The 16,561-nt window shown below is 58.3% G+C and carries 13 protein-coding genes and 1 pseudogene; 7 read left to right on the top strand and 7 right to left on the bottom strand.

Going from position 1 to position 16,561, the window contains the following annotated elements; all coding sequences use genetic code 11:
* Nucleotides 1-15: 15 nt before the first annotated feature.
* Nucleotides 16-963 (bottom strand): LysR substrate-binding domain-containing protein, encoded by a 948-nt coding sequence (locus tag ACA068_RS05245; protein WP_497308144.1) that lies wholly within the window; start codon nt 961-963, stop codon nt 16-18.
* A 135-nt stretch (nt 964-1,098) separates the two neighbouring features.
* Here ACA068_RS05245 and ACA068_RS05240 point away from each other — a divergent pair, with 135 nt between their 5' ends.
* The 3 genes from ACA068_RS05240 (at nt 1,099) to ACA068_RS05230 (ending at nt 4,396) form a co-directional block, all read left to right on the top strand.
* A complete protein-coding gene (locus ACA068_RS05240; protein WP_497308142.1) occupies nt 1,099-2,475 on the top strand; it encodes an L-serine ammonia-lyase in 1,377 nt (458 codons plus the stop codon).
* A 62-nt stretch (nt 2,476-2,537) separates the two neighbouring features.
* Nucleotides 2,538-3,839: an HAAAP family serine/threonine permease gene (locus ACA068_RS05235; RefSeq protein ID WP_497308141.1), complete on the top strand. Its 1,302-nt coding sequence runs from the start codon at nt 2,538-2,540 to the stop codon at nt 3,837-3,839.
* Between the two features lie 239 nt (nt 3,840-4,078).
* The gene (locus tag ACA068_RS05230) at nt 4,079-4,396 is read left to right on the top strand and encodes a DUF3509 domain-containing protein (protein ID WP_497308139.1); all 318 of its coding nucleotides are present in this window, start codon (nt 4,079-4,081) and stop codon (nt 4,394-4,396) included.
* Here the strand turns inward: ACA068_RS05230 and ACA068_RS05225 are convergent.
* Entirely contained in the window at nt 4,393-4,893 is a 501-nt protein-coding gene (locus ACA068_RS05225) for a phosphate-starvation-inducible protein PsiE (protein WP_403101274.1), read from the bottom strand. The genes ACA068_RS05230 and ACA068_RS05225 overlap by 4 nt on opposite strands.
* Nucleotides 4,894-5,249: 356 nt before the next feature.
* Between ACA068_RS05225 and ACA068_RS05220 the strand changes: the two are divergent.
* Nucleotides 5,250-5,489: pseudogene (locus ACA068_RS05220) on the top strand (YebG family protein); the annotation flags it as partial.
* A 175-nt stretch (nt 5,490-5,664) separates the two neighbouring features.
* Here ACA068_RS05220 and ACA068_RS05215 read toward each other — a convergent pair.
* Nucleotides 5,665-6,684: a Glu/Leu/Phe/Val dehydrogenase family protein gene (locus tag ACA068_RS05215; RefSeq protein WP_109628037.1), complete on the bottom strand. Its 1,020-nt coding sequence runs from the start codon at nt 6,682-6,684 to the stop codon at nt 5,665-5,667.
* Nucleotides 6,685-6,867: 183 nt separating this feature from the next.
* On the opposite strand from ACA068_RS05215, the gene ACA068_RS05210 reads away from it, so the two are divergent.
* Both ACA068_RS05210 and ACA068_RS05205 read left to right on the top strand, forming a co-directional pair.
* A complete protein-coding gene (locus ACA068_RS05210; RefSeq protein WP_497308137.1) occupies nt 6,868-7,671 on the top strand; it encodes a SirB1 family protein in 804 nt (267 codons plus the stop codon).
* Nucleotides 7,672-7,727: 56 nt separating this feature from the next.
* On the top strand, nt 7,728-8,552 hold the full coding sequence (locus ACA068_RS05205; protein ID WP_497308135.1) for a class I SAM-dependent methyltransferase: 825 nt from the start codon (nt 7,728-7,730) through the stop codon (nt 8,550-8,552).
* 23 nt (nt 8,553-8,575) lie between these two features.
* On the opposite strand, the gene maiA is transcribed toward ACA068_RS05205, so the two are convergent.
* Genes maiA through hmgA form a run of 3 tightly spaced genes read right to left on the bottom strand, consistent with a single transcriptional unit; the run spans nt 8,576 to nt 11,836 of the window.
* Nucleotides 8,576-9,211, bottom strand: coding sequence for a maleylacetoacetate isomerase (gene maiA, locus ACA068_RS05200; protein ID WP_497308133.1), 636 nt, complete (start codon nt 9,209-9,211; stop codon nt 8,576-8,578).
* A 12-nt stretch (nt 9,212-9,223) separates the two neighbouring features.
* A complete protein-coding gene (gene fahA, locus ACA068_RS05195; protein WP_497308131.1) occupies nt 9,224-10,528 on the bottom strand; it encodes a fumarylacetoacetase in 1,305 nt (434 codons plus the stop codon).
* A gap of 3 nt (nt 10,529-10,531) precedes the next feature.
* A complete protein-coding gene (gene hmgA / locus ACA068_RS05190) occupies nt 10,532-11,836 on the bottom strand; it encodes a homogentisate 1,2-dioxygenase (protein WP_497308129.1) in 1,305 nt (434 codons plus the stop codon).
* A 165-nt stretch (nt 11,837-12,001) separates the two neighbouring features.
* On the opposite strand from hmgA, the gene ACA068_RS05185 reads away from it, so the two are divergent.
* Nucleotides 12,002-12,805 carry an IclR family transcriptional regulator gene (locus ACA068_RS05185; protein WP_497308127.1) on the top strand — a complete coding sequence of 268 codons (804 nt, stop codon included), beginning with the start codon at nt 12,002-12,004 and terminating at the stop codon, nt 12,803-12,805.
* 52 nt (nt 12,806-12,857) lie between these two features.
* On the opposite strand, the gene ACA068_RS05180 is transcribed toward ACA068_RS05185, so the two are convergent.
* The gene (locus tag ACA068_RS05180; RefSeq protein WP_497308125.1) at nt 12,858-16,355 is read right to left on the bottom strand and encodes a dermonecrotic toxin domain-containing protein; all 3,498 of its coding nucleotides are present in this window, start codon (nt 16,353-16,355) and stop codon (nt 12,858-12,860) included.
* Nucleotides 16,356-16,561 lie beyond the last annotated feature (206 nt).

Genomic DNA, 16,561 nt, shown 5'->3' with positions numbered 1-16,561 from the left:
TTTAGTCACAATTGCTCACATCTGCCGCTCCGCCAGTGGGTGCAGACTCCGGAAAATCCCCGCCTCTTCTACCAGCCAGTCATGCACCGCGCGCACGCCCGGATGGCTCAGCGCCCCTGGCGCATAGAGCAACACATAACGCTTGTGATTGGGCACCGCCAGGCCGAACGGCACAATCAACGTCCCCCGCTCCAACTCGTCATTCAGCAACGTGCGCCGCGCAATCGCAACGCCCATGCCGGCAATCGCCGCTTCGATGGTCAGGTGATTGCGATTGAAGGTATGCCCGCGCCGCACGTCCGCGCCTTCGAAGCCGATGGCATTGAGGTAGAACTCCCATTCGGCGTACTCGTAACTGCCGCGCCAGGCGGTGATGTCGTGCAGCAACGCAAAATGCACCAGGTCCGCCGGGCCGTGCAGCGGCGGTCGGCCGCGCAGCAGGCTCGGGGCGCAGACAGGGAAGATCTGCTCGTCGAGCAGGGTTGTGGATAACAGTCCGGGATAACTGCCGTCATTCAGGTCGATCGCCAAGTCGAAGTCGCCTTCGTGCAAGGGCACGCTGCTGTCCTCAGCCACCAGGCGCAATTGAATGTCCGGAAAGCGCTGCTGCAAGCGTGGCAGGCGCGGGGTCAGCCACTTGCTCAAGAACGATGGAATCGAACGCACCCGCAAAATCCCGCTGATCATTCCGGCGTCCAGTCGTCGCAATTCTGCGTCGATGCTGCCGTAAGCCTCGTTGACCGTGATGGCCAGTCGCTGGCCCTCGGCGCTCAATTCCACGCCGCGTGCACGACGGTGGAACAGTCGAAAACCCAAACGCTCTTCCAGTTGGCGGATCTGCTGACTGACCGCACCCGGCGTGATGTGCAGCTCTTCGGCGCATCGGGTGAACGACAAGTGCCGAGCGGCACAGGAAAACACGTGCAGCCAGACGTAAGTCTGGGCGTGCAATTGGCGACTCATTGTTTAGTCCTGCTAAAGGCTGTCTTAGGAAGTTTCGTTGGTCACGTAGGACCGAGGTAGGCAGTATCGCCGACATTGCGCTTGTCCTACAAAAATGGCAGCGATTTCTCTCCCATTGCTTGTATAGGCTTTAGCATGGCTATCAGTGTTTTCGATCTCTTCAAAGTCGGCATCGGTCCATCCAGTTCCCATACCGTCGGCCCGATGCGCGCCGCAGCGACCTTCGCCCAGGCACTGATTGACCAGGATTTGCTCGACGCCGTCCGTCGGGTAGAAATTCGTCTGTACGGCTCCCTTTCGGCCACCGGCGTCGGCCACGCGACCGACCGCGCCTGCGTCATGGGCCTGATGGGCGAATGGCCGGACAGCATCGATCCGACCAGCATCGACAGCCGAATCCAGACCTTGCGCGAAACTGGTGAACTGTCTCTGGCCGGCCACAAGACCATCGCCTTCAACTGGCAACGCGATCTCCTGCTGCTCGACGAGAGCCTGCCTTACCACCCTAACGCCATGTCTCTGACAGCCTTTGGCGAAACCGGTGAGTTGTCGGAGCAAACTTACTACTCGATCGGCGGCGGCTTCATCATCGAAGCGGCGGAAGCCGAGTCGGGTATCGCGCCGGCCAGCGACGTGGTGCTGCCCTACGATTTCTCCAGCGCCGCCGAATTGCTCAAGCTCTGTAACCTGCACGGTCTGCGCGTTTCCGAGTTGATGATGGCCAACGAACTGGCCTGGCGCAGCGAAGCTGAAATCCGTCAGGGCTTGCTGCATATCTGGTCGGTGATGCGTGAGTGCGTCGAGCAAGGCCTGCGTCACGAGGGCATCTTGCCCGGCGGTCTGAATGTTCCTCGCCGCGCGGCGAAATTGCACCGTAGCCTGCTGGAAATCGGCAAACCGAATGTCATCACCTCGACGCTGTCGGCCATGGAGTGGGTGAACCTGTTCGCCCTCGCCGTGAACGAAGAAAACGCAGCGGGCGGGCGCATGGTGACGGCACCGACCAACGGCGCGGCGGGGATCATTCCGGCGGTGCTGCACTACTACATGAAATTCAACCCGGACGCGTCGGACGATGACGTTGTCGCGTTCTTTTTGGGCGCGGCTGCCGTAGGAATACTCTGCAAGAAAAACGCGTCCATCTCCGGTGCCGAAGTCGGCTGCCAGGGTGAAGTCGGCTCCGCCTGCGCCATGGCCGCCGCCGGTCTGGCCGACGTGCTCGGCGCCACGCCCGAGCAACTGGAAAACGCCGCCGAAATCGGCCTGGAACACAACCTCGGCCTGACCTGCGACCCGGTCGGTGGCCTGGTGCAAGTGCCGTGCATCGAGCGCAACGCCATCGCGGCGGTGAAGGCCATCAATGCCACGCAAATGGCCCTGCGCGGCGACGGCAAACACTTCATTTCCCTGGACCGGGTGATCCGCACCATGCGCGATACCGGCGCCGACATGCATGACAAATACAAAGAGACTTCACGGGGCGGCCTGGCGGTGAGCTGGGTGGAGTGCTGAGGAGCACTCCCTGACCGTCTGCAACACGTGAGCCCGAGCAAGAACAATAACGAGGCCAAACGATGACCGATGTACGTACACCTGCTGCCGATAATCCTGCTGTAGACCTGACACGCAATAGCGAAATAACCCACAAGGGCTGGAGCAAACACGACACCACCTGGATGCTCGGCCTCTACGGCACGGCCATCGGCGCCGGCACGCTGTTCCTGCCGATCAACGCCGGCGTGGGTGGTTTCTGGCCGCTGCTGATCCTGGCAGTGCTGGCATTTCCGATGACCTACTTCGCTCACCGAGGCCTGACCCGCTTCGTGCTGTCCGGCCGTTCCGGGGACATCACCGAAGTGGTGGAGGAACACTTCGGCATCGGCGCCGGCAAGTTGATCACGCTGCTGTATTTCTTCGCGATCTTCCCGATTCTGCTGGTGTACAGCGTGGCGCTGACCAACACCTTGAGCAGCTTCATGGAGCATCAGTTGCACATCGCCCCGCCACCGCGAGCGATTCTGTCGCTGGTGTTGATTCTCGGTCTGATGGCGATCGTGCGTTGCGGCCAGGGCGTCATCGTCAAATGCATGAGCGTGCTGGTTTATCCGTTCGTCGCGGCGTTACTGCTGCTCGGTGTCAGCCTGATCCCGAACTGGAACGGCGCTTTTTTTGCCACCGCCAGCGAAGGCATGCCGCTGCCGCTGTTCTTCAAAACCTTATGGCTGGCGATCCCGGTCATGGTGTTTTCGTTCAACCATTCGCCGATCATTTCCGCGTTCGCCGTTGACCAGAAACAGCGGTACGGCGAGCACGCCGAGCGCAAGAGCAGCGGCATCCTCGCCATTGCCCACGCGATGATGGTGGTGACGGTGATGTTCTTCTGCTTCAGCTGCGTGCTGGCACTGTCCCCGGCTGACCTGGCGGCGGCGAAGGCGCAGAACATCTCGATCCTGTCGTACCTGGCCAACCACTTCCAGACCCCGGTCATCGCTTATGCCGCGCCGCTGATTGCGCTGGTGGCGATCACCAAATCCTTCCTCGGCCATTACATCGGTGCCAGTGAAGGCTTTCAGGGCCTGATCGTGAAAAGCCTGCGCGGCCGTGGCCGGGTGATGTCGGCAAGCTGGCTGAACCGCGTCACTGCGCTGTTCATGATCCTCAGTTGCTGGGCCGTAGCGACCTTCAACCCGAGCATCCTCGGCATGATCGAAACCCTCGGCGGGCCGATCATTGCGTGCCTGTTGTTCCTGATGCCGATGTACGCCATCCGCCGCGTGCCGGCCTTGCGCCAGTACTCCGGGCAAGCTTCGAACGTGTTCGTGGTGTTGATCGGCTTGGTTGCACTGTCTGCGATCATCTATTCATTCATGCCCTGAATCGGGCAGACAAAAAGGAGGCGGGCTACAGTGCCCGTCTCTTTTTTGCCGTGTCTATTGTTCGACAATTTTTCCGGCATGGCCCTTGCTATATCCCTATAGGGGCTACCCAATGTTGCTCCTCAAAGAAGCAAGCGATGATGGCGATATGGCTATGGAATGGCCGATGGTCTGGTACTGCGAACCAACCCGATCATGGCCAGTCAACTACTGCACGTTCAATCAGGCGGTGACGCATCATGGACAATCCTTTTCAGCTCATTACCGATGCCTTTGCAGCGGATTATCAGATCAACCTGAGCATTCAGGGTCTGGACGGCAGCATCATGCTGACCCTCTCCAACAGCGGCCACGTGGTTGCCAAGCGGATGATCAGCGCAGAACAGCGCAATGACCCCAAGCGCCTCAAGCGCCTGGTGCAAAGCATTCAGTTCGGCATTGCCATCGAACAGGGCCACAGCGCCGTGGCCATCCTCGAAGCCATGACCGATGGCGACAATCGCAACCTGCCGCCACCCCGGGTCAAAGCCCGGCCCCGGCCGACCATGGGCCTTTAAATCTCGCCCTTCTCGACTTCGGGATGCTCACCGGAACCCGCACCGGTCTTGCGTTGCGGGTGTTCGATCTTCACCGATGGGAATTGCGACGAAGCGTAACGCACCACCAGAATTGCAAACGCCAGCAGCAGAATTCCGCCGCACAGGTAAATGATGCCCAGGTCCGGCGGATTATGGTGCGAGACGTTGGAGATCAGCAGTCGCGTCAGCGCCGTGATCGCCACATAGATCAGGAAACGCACCGGCATGTGGTTGGTCTTGAAGTAAATCCCGACCATCGCACCCAGTTCCAGGTAGATGAACAGCAGCAAGATGTCATCGATCTTGATGTCCCCTTCTTCGATCATCCCCAGAAATTCCATCACCGCCGCCCACGCGGTCACTGCACCGATGGCGAACAGCGCCAGGTAATGGAAGGTCTCGACAAACAGATTGCCCAGGGACTCTGCCAATTGATGCACGTTCTGCCGCAGGTTCTCGGCCCAGTTGATTTTCACGATGATTCTTCCTTAGCTCGGTTCGAGCGGATGATGCGGGTTTGACGTGACGGTTGTTCTGCATGCAGAAAAAAGGCCAGAGGCTGTTGGGTGAGATGGCGATGGGCTGCCACGGGACACTTCTCTGGTGTCTCGACGGGCCCCTTCGCGGGCAAGCCTCGCTCCTACAGATCACATCAACCTGTAGAAGCGAGGCTTGCCCGCGAATGGAGCAACACGGTTTAACTGACAAATGCTGATTTCGGTCTACATTAAAAAGCCACTACCCAAAGCGCAGGGATTCGCTTATCCTTTTCGCTGTATATAAATACAGTAGTCGAAACAGACAACTAATGTGAAGGCATGTGAGGTGGTGAATGGCCGTCGAAGTGGTATACCGCAGCAGCCGAGATCTGGAGCGCTTGTTCATGGATAAAGCCGAAGCTGACCGTCATGACAAAATGCTCGAACTGGCTGAATTGCTGGCTGAAGTGTTGCAGAAAGCCGTTCCGTCCCTGACCGAACAGCAAGTGGAAGAAGCCGGGATCTACATGGCGAAGAATCGCGATGTGTTCGCCAAGGCATTCAAGAGCCAGCCGGATGCGTTGTCCGAACTGCTGAATGCGCCGGTTGAAGTGGTTGAAAAGGTTGAACCGGTCGAAGAGGGTGAAGCCGCTGAGCCGACCAAGCCAGCCAAAGCCGCCAAGACACCGAAGTAAACAACGCCCGAATTGAATAGGCCCTGAGTCGAATGGCTCAGGGCCTTTTTCATGTCTGCCGTAAAGGAGTGGCTCAGCGGTACAGCACTTTCTCCGCCAACTCGTCCGCCACCCGTGCCGGAGAGCGTTTTTCCGCCTGGGCATGGGCGAAGACTTCAGTCAGTCGAGAGGCGATTTTCGACAGGTGCGCGGTAATGGTCGTGAGCTCTTCGCCACGGTGCTTGAGCGACACGTAGATCAGCCCGCCGGAATTGATCACGTAGTCCGGCGCATACAAAATGCCCCGCCGCTCCAGTTGATCGGCAACGTCCAGATGGGTCAGCTGATTGTTAGCAGAACCGGCCACCGCCGAGCAGCGCAATTGCGTCACGCTGTGGCTGTTGAGCACACCGCCCAGGCCGCAGGGCGCGAGAATGTCGCACGGCGTACTGAGCAACGCGTCATTGGCGATCGGGTGAGCCCCCAGTTGCTCCATCGCCAATTGCACTTTGCCATGATCGATGTCGCTGACCAGCAGTTCCGCACCGGCGGCGTGCAGCTGTTCGGCCAAGGCATAACCGACGTTGCCCAGGCCCTGGATGGCCACTCGCAGGCCTTCGAGGTTGTCGCTGCCCAGACGGGCCATGGCGGTGGCACGGATGCCAGTGAACACGCCCATCGCTGCGTGGGGCGCGGGGTCGCCGGCCGAGGTGGTGCTGGTGACGTGTTGGGTCTGTTGGGCGATGCAATCCATGTCCGCCACCGAGGTGCCGCTGTCGATCGCGGTAATGTAGCGCCCGTCGAGCTGATTGATGCAGCGGCCGAAGGCTTCGAACAGCGCCGCGCGGTTTTCCACATGCACCGGTCGAACAATCACCGCCACCCCGCCGCCTTGGGCCAGGCCGGCCAGTGCGGCTTTGTAACTCATGCCCTGCGCCAGGCGAATGGCATCCTCGACCGCAGATTCGTCGCTGGGATAGGCAAGGTAACGACATCCCCCCAGGGCAGGCCCCAGGCGGCTGTTATGAATGGCAATGACCGCCTTCAACCCGGTGACCGGGTCGACGCTCAGATGCAGCGATTCAAGGCGAGTGCTTTGCATGAGAGCGAACATCGTCGGGCTCCCGAATCACTTCTTGTAGTCGCCAGTATAGGCTTGCGCCCAAAATTTGCAGAAGCGCACCGGAATAAGCGGCGCCGCATTGCAGGCTTTCGGGCATAACCTGCTACCGCATGTGTGCGGTACTGGACGAATGCCGGCGACGGGGCTAAAACGAGGCATTGCCCGGAGATTTTGATGACGCCGCGCCAACGTTTTTTTGATTGCCTGCAACGATCACCGCCCGCGCTGTTCGAGGCTGCGCTGTGGATGGCGGCCGAGCACGACAAAGAGGTGAATCCCGAAAAAGTACTGGCCGAATTCCAGGACCTGCAACAGCGGGTGAGCTATGGCTTGCCGATGCTGCCGGTGAGCGAACTGGCCCAGCCGCTGTTGCGGCGCATGAATGACCTGGGGTTCGCCCAGGACGACTTCACCCCGTTGCGCCCGCAGGTCGCCCTGCTCAACAAAGTGCTGGAACTCAGGCGCGGCCAGCCGTTGTCCTTGGGGCTGATCGCACTGGAGTTGGCCAAACGCCTGGAGATCCCTTTGGTCGGGGTCAATTTCCCCGGCCATTTCCTGCTGCGGGTTCCGGGCGCCGATCATCTGCTGGACCCGTGCGGTGGCCGCCGCTTGTACCCCAACGATTGCCGTGAATTGCTGCAACGCCAGTACGGCCCGAACATGCAACTCAACGCCGAGCATATGCTGACCGCCGACCCGGTGCAGATGCTGCAACGGCTTTCGCGCAACCTGCGCCAGTTGCACCTTTCCCACGATGACTGCATCGGCGCCTTGATCGACGCTGAACGCGTGCTGGAACTGGGCAACGCCAACGCCGCCGATTACCTGGCCCGGGCCAGCCTTTATCAACGGCTGGACTGCCCGAATGCCGAGCGCTTCGACCTGGAGCATGCACTGCTGCTCAGTGATGACCCGATCCAGCGGATTCGCCTGACTGAACGTCTGGGGCATTTGCCCCCCAACTCGATTGTGCATTGACGCCACGGGTGCTCCACTGACGCTCTGCATTTTTTCGTCATCTGGATGAAGCCGCCATGTACTCCCCGTCCCCTGCGGAACGTTTCTTTGAGGACTTCCACCAACGCCGACCTGGCACCACCAGCGCAGCATTTGCCCACTTGCGCAGCGACCGGTATGAATCGTCTTACGCGGCACTGGCCGCAACACTCCCCTCCTCGTCTTCCCCCTTGACCGTACTTGATCTGGCCTGCGGTAACGGTTACTTGCTCAATCTACTCGACGAGCTTCGCCCCGGCCGCCTGCACCTGATCGGTGTGGACATGAGCCAAACTGAATTGGATATGGCCCGTTCGAAGCTGCCGAACGATGTTCGCTTACTCAAGGAGCGCGCCCAGGCGTTGTCAATCACCACCGCCAGTGTCGACGTCGTCGTCTCGCATCTCGCGCTGATGTTGATGGACGACATAGAACGGGTGCTCAGCGAAATACACCGAGTGCTCCACAAGGAAGGCAACGTTGTCGTCATCGTCGGTCGCGGTTTTCTCATGGGGCCAGTGGGAGAAGCCTATTCGCAGGTGTTTCGCGAAGTAGCCGCGCAAGATGCCCTGGCGCATTTGCCGATGGGTGATCCACGCATGCGCACTGAAACCGGTTGGCTGGAGTTGTTCAACAAGGATTTTGATGCCGTGACCTTTGAAGATATCGACGTGTCCTGGCAGCCAGACTTCGCCGAACTCTGGCAATCACTCAGCGAGACCTACGACATCGACCGGTTGACCCCGGCGGCCAGAGTGCAATTGAAGGAACGCTTAAGCACGTCAATCAGCGCACTGGAACAACCGGACGGGACCTATGTCACTGGTTGGGGGTTGCGCATGATCCAGGCTCGGGCTCGCTGACGAGAACACAGGCGCCTGCAGACTCACGGCGTATCGGGCTGATTCGCCGGATGCGCCTTGATGAACGCCGGATGCGTAGCCGCCAACACCGCCACCCGGCGAATCCGTGGATACGCCTCAAGCGCGATGTTGAAGCGCTCGGCCGCATACAACTGAGGGATCAAGTACACGTCTGCCAGGCCCGGTTCAGCGCCGAAGCAGTAGCCGTCATCACCGATCAACTGCTCCACCGTCGCCAACCCCTGGCTAATCCAGTGCCCGATCCACTCCACCACCTGCGTTTCATCGTGGCCCAACTGCCGCAGCTTGTTGAGCACGCTGACGTTGTGCAGCGGATGCACGTCGCAGCCGATCACCGCCGCAACACCACGCTCATGAGCCCGCGCAGCCAGGTCTTTGGACAGCAGCGGCACCTGTGGATAACGTTCCTCCAGGTATTCGATGATGGCCGGCGATTGAATCAGCAGGTCGCCTTCGTCGGTGCGCAAGGCCGGCACGCGGCCTTGTGGGTTGATGGCCAGATACGGCGCTTGCCGATGCTCGCCACCTGGCGGTGCGATCAGGTTGACCGGCAGTGCCTGGTAATCCAGGCCCTTGAGCGCCAACGCGATGCGCACCCGGTACGACGACGTCGAACGGTAGTAGGTAAAAAGCTCCATGACCCGATCCTCTTAGCGCGCCGCGATCACTTTGCCACGGCATTCACCGAAACCGATGGAGGCAAAACCGTCGCGACTGCAACGGGCGCGCAGGATGATTTCGTCGCCGTCTTCGAGAAATTTGCGCACCTCGCCCGACGCCAGCTCGATCGGCTTTTTCCCGCCTTCGGTGATTTCCAGCAAGCTGCCGAACTGACCGTTTTCCGGCCCCGACAACGTGCCCGAACCGAACAGGTCACCGGCCTGCAACTGGCACCCGTTGACGCTGTGGTGCGCGACCATTTGCGCCACGGTCCAGTACATGTGTTTTGTGTTGCTGAGGGTCAGGCGATGGGCCGGCAGTTTTTGCTCGCGCAGGCCTTCGGTGAGCAACAACACTTCCAGCTCGATATCGAACGCTCCTGCGGCTTGATCGCGCTTGTCGAACAGGTACGGCAGCGGCTGCGGATCGCCTTCAGGGCGCACCGGTTGTGCGCGACGGAACGGCTCCAGTGCTTCGGCCGTCACGACCCACGGCGAGATGCTGGTGATGAAACTCTTCGACAGGAACGGCCCCAGCGGCTGGTATTCCCAGGCCTGGATGTCGCGGGCCGACCAGTCGTTGAGCAGGCAAAAACCGGCAATGTGATCGGCCGCATCGCCAATGGCGATCGAGTCGCCCATCTCGTTGCCCTGGCCGATCCAGATGCCCAGCTCCAGTTCGTAATCCAGACGTGCGCACGGGCCGAAGGTCGGCTCGGTCTGACCGGCCGGCAAGGTCTGGCCTTTCGGACGGCGAACGTCAGTGCCGGAAGGGCGAATGGTCGAGGCACGACCGTGGTAGCCGATAGGTACGTACTTGTAGTTCGGCAGCAAGGGGTTGTCCGGGCGGAACAGTTTGCCGACGTTCTGTGCGTGCTCGATGCCGACGTAGAAGTCGGTGTAATCGTTGATTTTAGCCGGCAGGTGCATCTCGCAATTCGCCGCCAGAGGCAGCAGTTTTGCGCCTTGGGCCTCGATCTTGCCGTGCAGGGTGCTGCCTTCAGCGAACAGTTCCAGCAGACGTTCGCGCAGGGCAATGCGAGCCTCGCGGCCCAATTCAAAAAACGCATTGAGCTGGCCGCTACGGGTGGCTTCAACGGCCGTTTTTGCCACGCCTTCGAACAGACCGGCGTCCAACGCCGCTTCCAGATCAAAGATGTGTTCGCCAATGGCCACACCGCTGCGCGGTGCCGAACCTTTCACGCTGAACACGCCCAGCGGCAGGTTTTGCAGCGGGAAATCAGCATGGCCGTTGGCGGAAGAAACCCAGCTACGAGTGATGGAAGTCTGAGTCATGGGTTATCTCCGGGTCGGGTCGAAAGTTGCGGGCAGCGTGGCCCAGCAGGCATCGTAGTTGGTTTGCAGTTGCGGGCAATCCAGGGCAAAACGGCTCGGGCGCAGCACTTGGCTGGTCTCGAACATGAACGCCATGGTGTTGTCGATTTTCGCTGGCGCCAGTTCGGCGTTGATTGCCTTGGTGCAGGTTTCGCCGTCCGGGCCGTGAGCGCTCATGCAGCTGTGCAACGACGCGCCGCCGGGCACGAAACCTTCGGCCTTGGCGTCGTACTCGCCCTTGATCAGGCCCATGAATTCATTCATCAGGTTGCGGTGGAACCACGGTGGACGGAAGGTCTTCTCGGCCACCATCCAGCGTGGCGGGAAGATCACGAAGTCCAGATTGGCCAGACCGTGGACGCTGGTCGGCGAGGTCAGGACGGTAAAGATCGACGGATCCGGGTGATCGAAACTGACCGTGCCGATGGTGTTGAAACGGCGCAGGTCATATTTGTACGGCACGTTATTACCGTGCCAGGCGACCACGTTCAGCGGCGAATGATCGAGCTCGCAGCCCCATAACTGGCCGAGGAATTTCTGCACCAGGGTGGTCGGTTGCTTGAGGTTTTCGTAATGCGCGACGGGGGTCAGGAAGTCTCGCGCGTTAGCCAGACCGTTGCTGCCGATCGGCCCCAGGTCCGGCAGGCGCAGCGGTGCGCCGTGGTTTTCGGCGATGTAGCCGCGAGCGTGCGGGTCAAGCAATTCGACGCGGAATTTAAGCCCGCGCGGCAGCACGGCAATTTCCAGCGGTTCCAGGTCCAGCACGCCCAGTTCGGTGGCGATGCGCAGGCGCCCCTGCTCTGGCACCAGCAACAGTTCACCGTCGGCATTGAAGAACACGCGTTCCATGGAACGGTTGGCGCGGTAGCTGTAGATGCTGATCCCGGCTGGTTTTTCCGCGCCCGAGTTGGCAGCCATGCTCACCAGCCCGTCGATGAAGTCGGTCGGTTCGGTGGGGATGTCCAATGGGTTCCAGCGCAGGCGATTGGGAGTCACTTCACCCAACGGGCCACCGGCCAGTTGCCGCTCCAGTTTGACGAACGCCGGGTGATTGGCGGACGGCTGAATGCGGTACATCCAGGTGCGCCGCGCTTCGCTGCGGGCCATGGTGAACGCGGTGCCGGAAAACAGTTCGGTATAGAGGCCGTATGGGGCTTTTTGCGGGGAGTTCTGGCCGACGGGCAGTGCGCCGGGCAACGCTTCGCTGCTGAATTCGTTGCCGAAGCCTGACTGATAAGCCAGCGCTGGCGCCGTTGAATCGAGGTTCATGGAGCCTCCTGAACAGGGAGTAGGCAATGGCCTGTCGCTCTGCTGCAGAGGTCTCGGCACGCCTGGGTTATTTTTGTCGTAATTCGATTACGCATAACGTAATTTGATTGGTATTGACCGTCAAGCTATAAAGACGCCCATTCGTCCCGGGATCACATCGCCTCCATGGAAACGCCGCGCAACAACGACAAACAGAAAGTCCGCTCGGCCGAGGTCGGTACCGACATCCTCAAGGCCCTGGCCGAGTTGTCGCCCTCGACCTCACTGTCGCGCCTGGCTGAACACGTGCAGATGCCGGCGAGCAAGGTTCATCGTTATTTGCAGGCGCTGATCGCCAGTGGTTTTGCCGAGCAAAACGCAGCGACCAACCACTACGGCCTCGGCCGTGAAGCCTTGCGCGTTGGTCTCGCCGCCCTCAACAGTATGGACGTGTTGAAAGTCGCAGCTTTGCCCTTGGCCGAGTTGCGCGATGAACTGAACGAAACCTGTTTTTTGGCGGTGTGGGGCAATCAGGGCGCGACTGTGGTGCACATCGAACCGGCAGTGCGTGCGGTGACGGTGGTAACGCAATTGGGTTCGGTGCTGCCGTTGCTCAGTTCGTCCACTGGACTGGTATTTGGCGCGTTTCTACCGAAACGGGAAACCGTGGACTTGCGCGATCAGGAACTGCACAACGCCACTGACCACGTCTTGGCGGACGATCAAACCTATGCGGCCTTGTGCGAACAGATCCGCGAACGCGGCCTGCATCATGTGCACGGGTTGTTGATGCCGGGAGTGGATGCCTTGTCGGCACCGGTATTCAACGCCGTGGGGAACGTGGCGGCGGTCTTGACCATTGTCGGCCCGACTTCGTTATTTCATGCCGACGAAAACGGCCCGGCGGCGCAGCGATTGCTGGCGGCGACGCGGGCCGTGAGTTGGCGGATGGGGTATGAGACACCGCCGATGTCCGAAGACCGGAACTGATCAGCTCCGATCATTCATCCTCTGGATAACACCTTGATGTGCGTCCCGACTGTCAACCGATCACGCGGGTCGTACTCTCGGGGGTCCAGTGCGGCACAGCCACCGCAGTGACATAACTGACTCCAACCGGAACGCCCGTGACGGCCGAGAGCACGTCGGTCAGATCCCTGATCGTGGACAGCAGGCCAAGTGCAGAGGCCGCCGATCCTACCGAGGCGACCTTACCCAGGTACATGAGGATTGCCCCGCGCCATGCGGCAGCAAAATGTGCATTGGCGCCTGCAGAATCCCCATGGCTGGATGCAATGATGCCTTGCACGATCGAATGACTGATCTTCAACACGCTGACGGCGAAACCCACCGGCGGGACAAAGATCGAGATCACATCCAATGCCACTTCGAGAAGAATCTTAGTCTCCTGCCAGAACGCTTCGACTGGCGAGGTGGTCAGGACATCCAGATCATCGAGTGCGCGATTAATCAGGTTTTCGTATTCGGCCTTGAAGTTGTAAACCGGATTGGTGCCGCCCAACCCCGGTACTGGCAACGAACCTCGTGGATCGCGGGACTTGCTGATGTAGGCGCCGACCCTGTTCTGCCCACGTAATCCAGCCAGACTCCGAAGATGCTCGCCCAAAATACGATCGTTCTCGATAGCCTTGGATAAATCACCGACCCAGATAAAGGCCTTGCCAGGCGAATTCGGGATATAGGCAAACTTCATATGCCCCTCACCAAAAACATACCCCCCGGCTATGCGCGCACCTTCAAGCCAGAATTCATAAACCCCTTCGCCAGGCTCACTGCCAGGTGAAACACCGTCTGGCGTCCTTGTGTCTCGATCCAGCCCCTTGATCGACTCTATCAACCAATCATAATGCCCCGACGGCAACGTGCCATTGAGCTTTTGCGTCAATGCTGCTCGGAACATCTCGTTTTTCTTGAGCTCCCGGTACAGGTTGGCCCGCAGATCAATATCCGACTTCCATAGAAAGTTTGATTTCAGATAACGGCTGTAATGCTCGCCGGGCATCAGGTCGATAAGCTTGTTGAGCGTACTGGAATTCAGCTCAGTCATTGGCTTGCCCGTGTCTTTCCACCAGAACTCAGACACCCGGATACTGTCTCTGAGCGTACTCGATCCAGGCAGCACGATTTTCTCGAACACATTGGTATCGCTGCGCCACAGATGCCAATTAATAAACAACTGTGTCAGCGTCATTGCGCCTTTGTGGAATTTCACCATGACTTGATCAGGATCGATTTGGCGATCGCCCGTGCGGCCCAAATGTTCATTTAACCGGCTCATGACCAATTCACGAGAAAACTTGTGAAAGCCCTCAATATGAAATTTGTCTTTTGACGCGTTATAAATGGCCTTGAAGTCTGTGGTCAAACGATTGAACAGCTGGCGATCAGAGAGCGAGGCGTTTCGGTACCAATGGGGCGTGACTGCCTTTTCTTCGGCGTCTTCCCAGTCAAGGACACTTTGAATACTGCCCTTTAACCCATCGCTTTCAACCCAGGCAACAAGATTGACCTGGTCCCACCATGCTCGGCCCTGATTCCTCTCCCTCGGCTCACCACGCGGCCATTCCTTGCCGAAGACTTCATGCTCCAGATTACGTCGATCACTTTCATGCACTTGGGTTCGAAGGTAGGTACGTCCCTCTTCTTCAAGTGCCCACAACCCTATATACCGTTGCAGACTGTCCAGATCGGAGAATTCGTACCAGTCTTTATCCGTCGGGGAGCCGGGGGCATAAAGCACGTAAGCTTTGAGATTCAGGTCTCCTCCTTTCCTCCGGTAGACAATGAGATCCTTCAAGGGCTTGAAGTTATAGAAAGCTCTTAATGCGATACCAGACGCTTCAATAGAGGGATCGCCAAAGTTGTAGCGCTGAACAATATCCTGCGCAGCCGAGGTGATGTGTTTTTGCAAGATGGCGCCGAACAGGGTCAAAGCCGTCTTTCGACCCAGCACTTCCCGCAAAGCTTCCTTGACGTTCTGCTGGCCATACACCCGCTGCCGCGCGGGGCCATACGCCAGACGCAGATCCAGCGTTTCAATGGCGCGCATTATGTTTTCAGGCGTCAGCCTGGCGAGGTCATAGTTCTTCTCCAGCGTAATCGTGTAACGCCCTGCGCGATCATGTGCCCCATACATGAACGCCTGGGTCAGCGTTTTCCGCTCAATGTGTTCTATGCGTTTGCCATCCGCCATCCTGACCGAGTGCTGAATATTCACGAACACCGTGTCAGGATCGATTCGTTCGTCGGTTCCCGGCGAGATGAATGCCTCTACTGCCTGTCGGGCATAAGCTGTAAGAGTCGCCACATCTTTGGTCAATTCATGAAGCTGAATCTGGCTTTCCAGCAGGTTCTTCTCCAGACCGACATAAAGCTCCTGATTGGTGACATAGGCTTTTTTAAACCACTCGGGCCGGGCATTCGCCAGCATCGCCTTGATCAAGAAGACATTTCGCGCATTTTCAGAACGTACAAGTGCATCCATGGACAGAATAGGATCCAGCGGCTTCCACGCCGCCTCGGTATGCGCGCCGACGGTCACTAACTTTCGTACTTGATAGATGACATCACGACTTTGCCTTGCCAACAGACCGCCATTGCAATGCTCAAACAGTTCTTCAAGGATTCTCGCGTAACGAACCGCTGGAACAGTCGATACCAGAGCTCGCTCGTCCTCCGACAGGCCCTGCAAAAGGTCGGCGCGGGTCGACGCATTGGACAACCGTTGTTGCAATGCTTGATGAAGTGCACTCACGGTGCTGAATTTTTCAAATCCACCGAACGGCGAATAAAGAACAACCTCTTGATTGCCTGCTGGATTCAGCTCATTTGCAACAGCGCCGGAAAGAGAAATAACAAAGGTGGATGCCAGCGTCGCAAAACCTCCCTTTTGTTTTTCAACAGAGACGGCATAGCAGGAACTTGGCAGTCCCGAACCGATTAAACCATTGATGGTCGCGACATCGGCTTTGGACATCAGGTTCTCGCTGCCCGCCAAGTCCAGCTCGCGCCAGAAAAGTCGCGCCTGAAGAATGCGCAACTCCTGTTTAGGCGACGGCAAAGGACGATTTCTACTATCAACCAGATAGGATACGTTCCAATACTTACCTAATTCAGAACTGCATTTCTCAGGCAGCTTTTGCATCAGTTCGGCGATCATTTTTCCGACATTTGCCACATCCAGATGCTTCAGCCTGAAGGTTTCAGTGCCGATTTTATCCAGCTCATACATCCCGTATTTATCAGCAGTGTACTGGGGTGGCCTGCCGCGCTTTAAGCACTCAAAAAACACATCTAGCAGATTGCCAGTGGGTTCTGCAGATGTTGGACTTACACCCGAGCGAAGATTAACAAAACGCCGCGCTATAGAGGCGCCAGAGTCCATCTTCTGAAACTCGCCTATCAGGCCAACATGAAGAATCGCCTTAAACGAAGGAATTTTCCTGAGTGTTTCAAGTAAATTGTTACGCGCTTCACGCACTGGGTCCAGCATTGTATTTGTTGCTTGTTCGACTTGCATTTCCAACCTCATTTAGTTTGATCACAAAAACGGCACGCTGCTGCCGACTAACTTGAGATCAAACTAAAACAGACAGAACCATTATTAAAAACTCAAATCGTTTTTCAATAATTGTACAAGCAACTTAAATACAGAAAAAACACATAAAGAAAAAACGAAATACATGAACCAACAGCCTCCACAACAAAGCCGCGCACTCAGCCACT

This window comes from Pseudomonas sp. LBUM1660 (assembly GCF_059695935.1).
This window is presented reverse-complemented; position numbering and strand designations above follow the sequence as displayed.

Coding starts and splice junctions, on each gene's coding strand:
- ACA068_RS05245 (WP_497308144.1), bottom strand. CDS start 963: ATGAGTCGCCAATTGCACGCCCAGACTTACGTCTGGCTGCACGTGTTT.
- ACA068_RS05240 (WP_497308142.1), top strand. CDS start 1,099: ATGGCTATCAGTGTTTTCGATCTCTTCAAAGTCGGCATCGGTCCATCC.
- ACA068_RS05235 (WP_497308141.1), top strand. CDS start 2,538: ATGACCGATGTACGTACACCTGCTGCCGATAATCCTGCTGTAGACCTG.
- ACA068_RS05230 (WP_497308139.1), top strand. CDS start 4,079: ATGGACAATCCTTTTCAGCTCATTACCGATGCCTTTGCAGCGGATTAT.
- ACA068_RS05215 (WP_109628037.1), bottom strand. CDS start 6,684: ATGTTCGCTCTCATGCAAAGCACTCGCCTTGAATCGCTGCATCTGAGC.
- ACA068_RS05210 (WP_497308137.1), top strand. CDS start 6,868: ATGACGCCGCGCCAACGTTTTTTTGATTGCCTGCAACGATCACCGCCC.
- ACA068_RS05205 (WP_497308135.1), top strand. CDS start 7,728: ATGTACTCCCCGTCCCCTGCGGAACGTTTCTTTGAGGACTTCCACCAA.
- maiA (WP_497308133.1), bottom strand. CDS start 9,211: ATGGAGCTTTTTACCTACTACCGTTCGACGTCGTCGTACCGGGTGCGC.
- fahA (WP_497308131.1), bottom strand. CDS start 10,528: ATGACTCAGACTTCCATCACTCGTAGCTGGGTTTCTTCCGCCAACGGC.
- hmgA (WP_497308129.1), bottom strand. CDS start 11,836: ATGAACCTCGATTCAACGGCGCCAGCGCTGGCTTATCAGTCAGGCTTC.
- ACA068_RS05185 (WP_497308127.1), top strand. CDS start 12,002: ATGGAAACGCCGCGCAACAACGACAAACAGAAAGTCCGCTCGGCCGAG.
- ACA068_RS05180 (WP_497308125.1), bottom strand. CDS start 16,355: ATGCAAGTCGAACAAGCAACAAATACAATGCTGGACCCAGTGCGTGAA.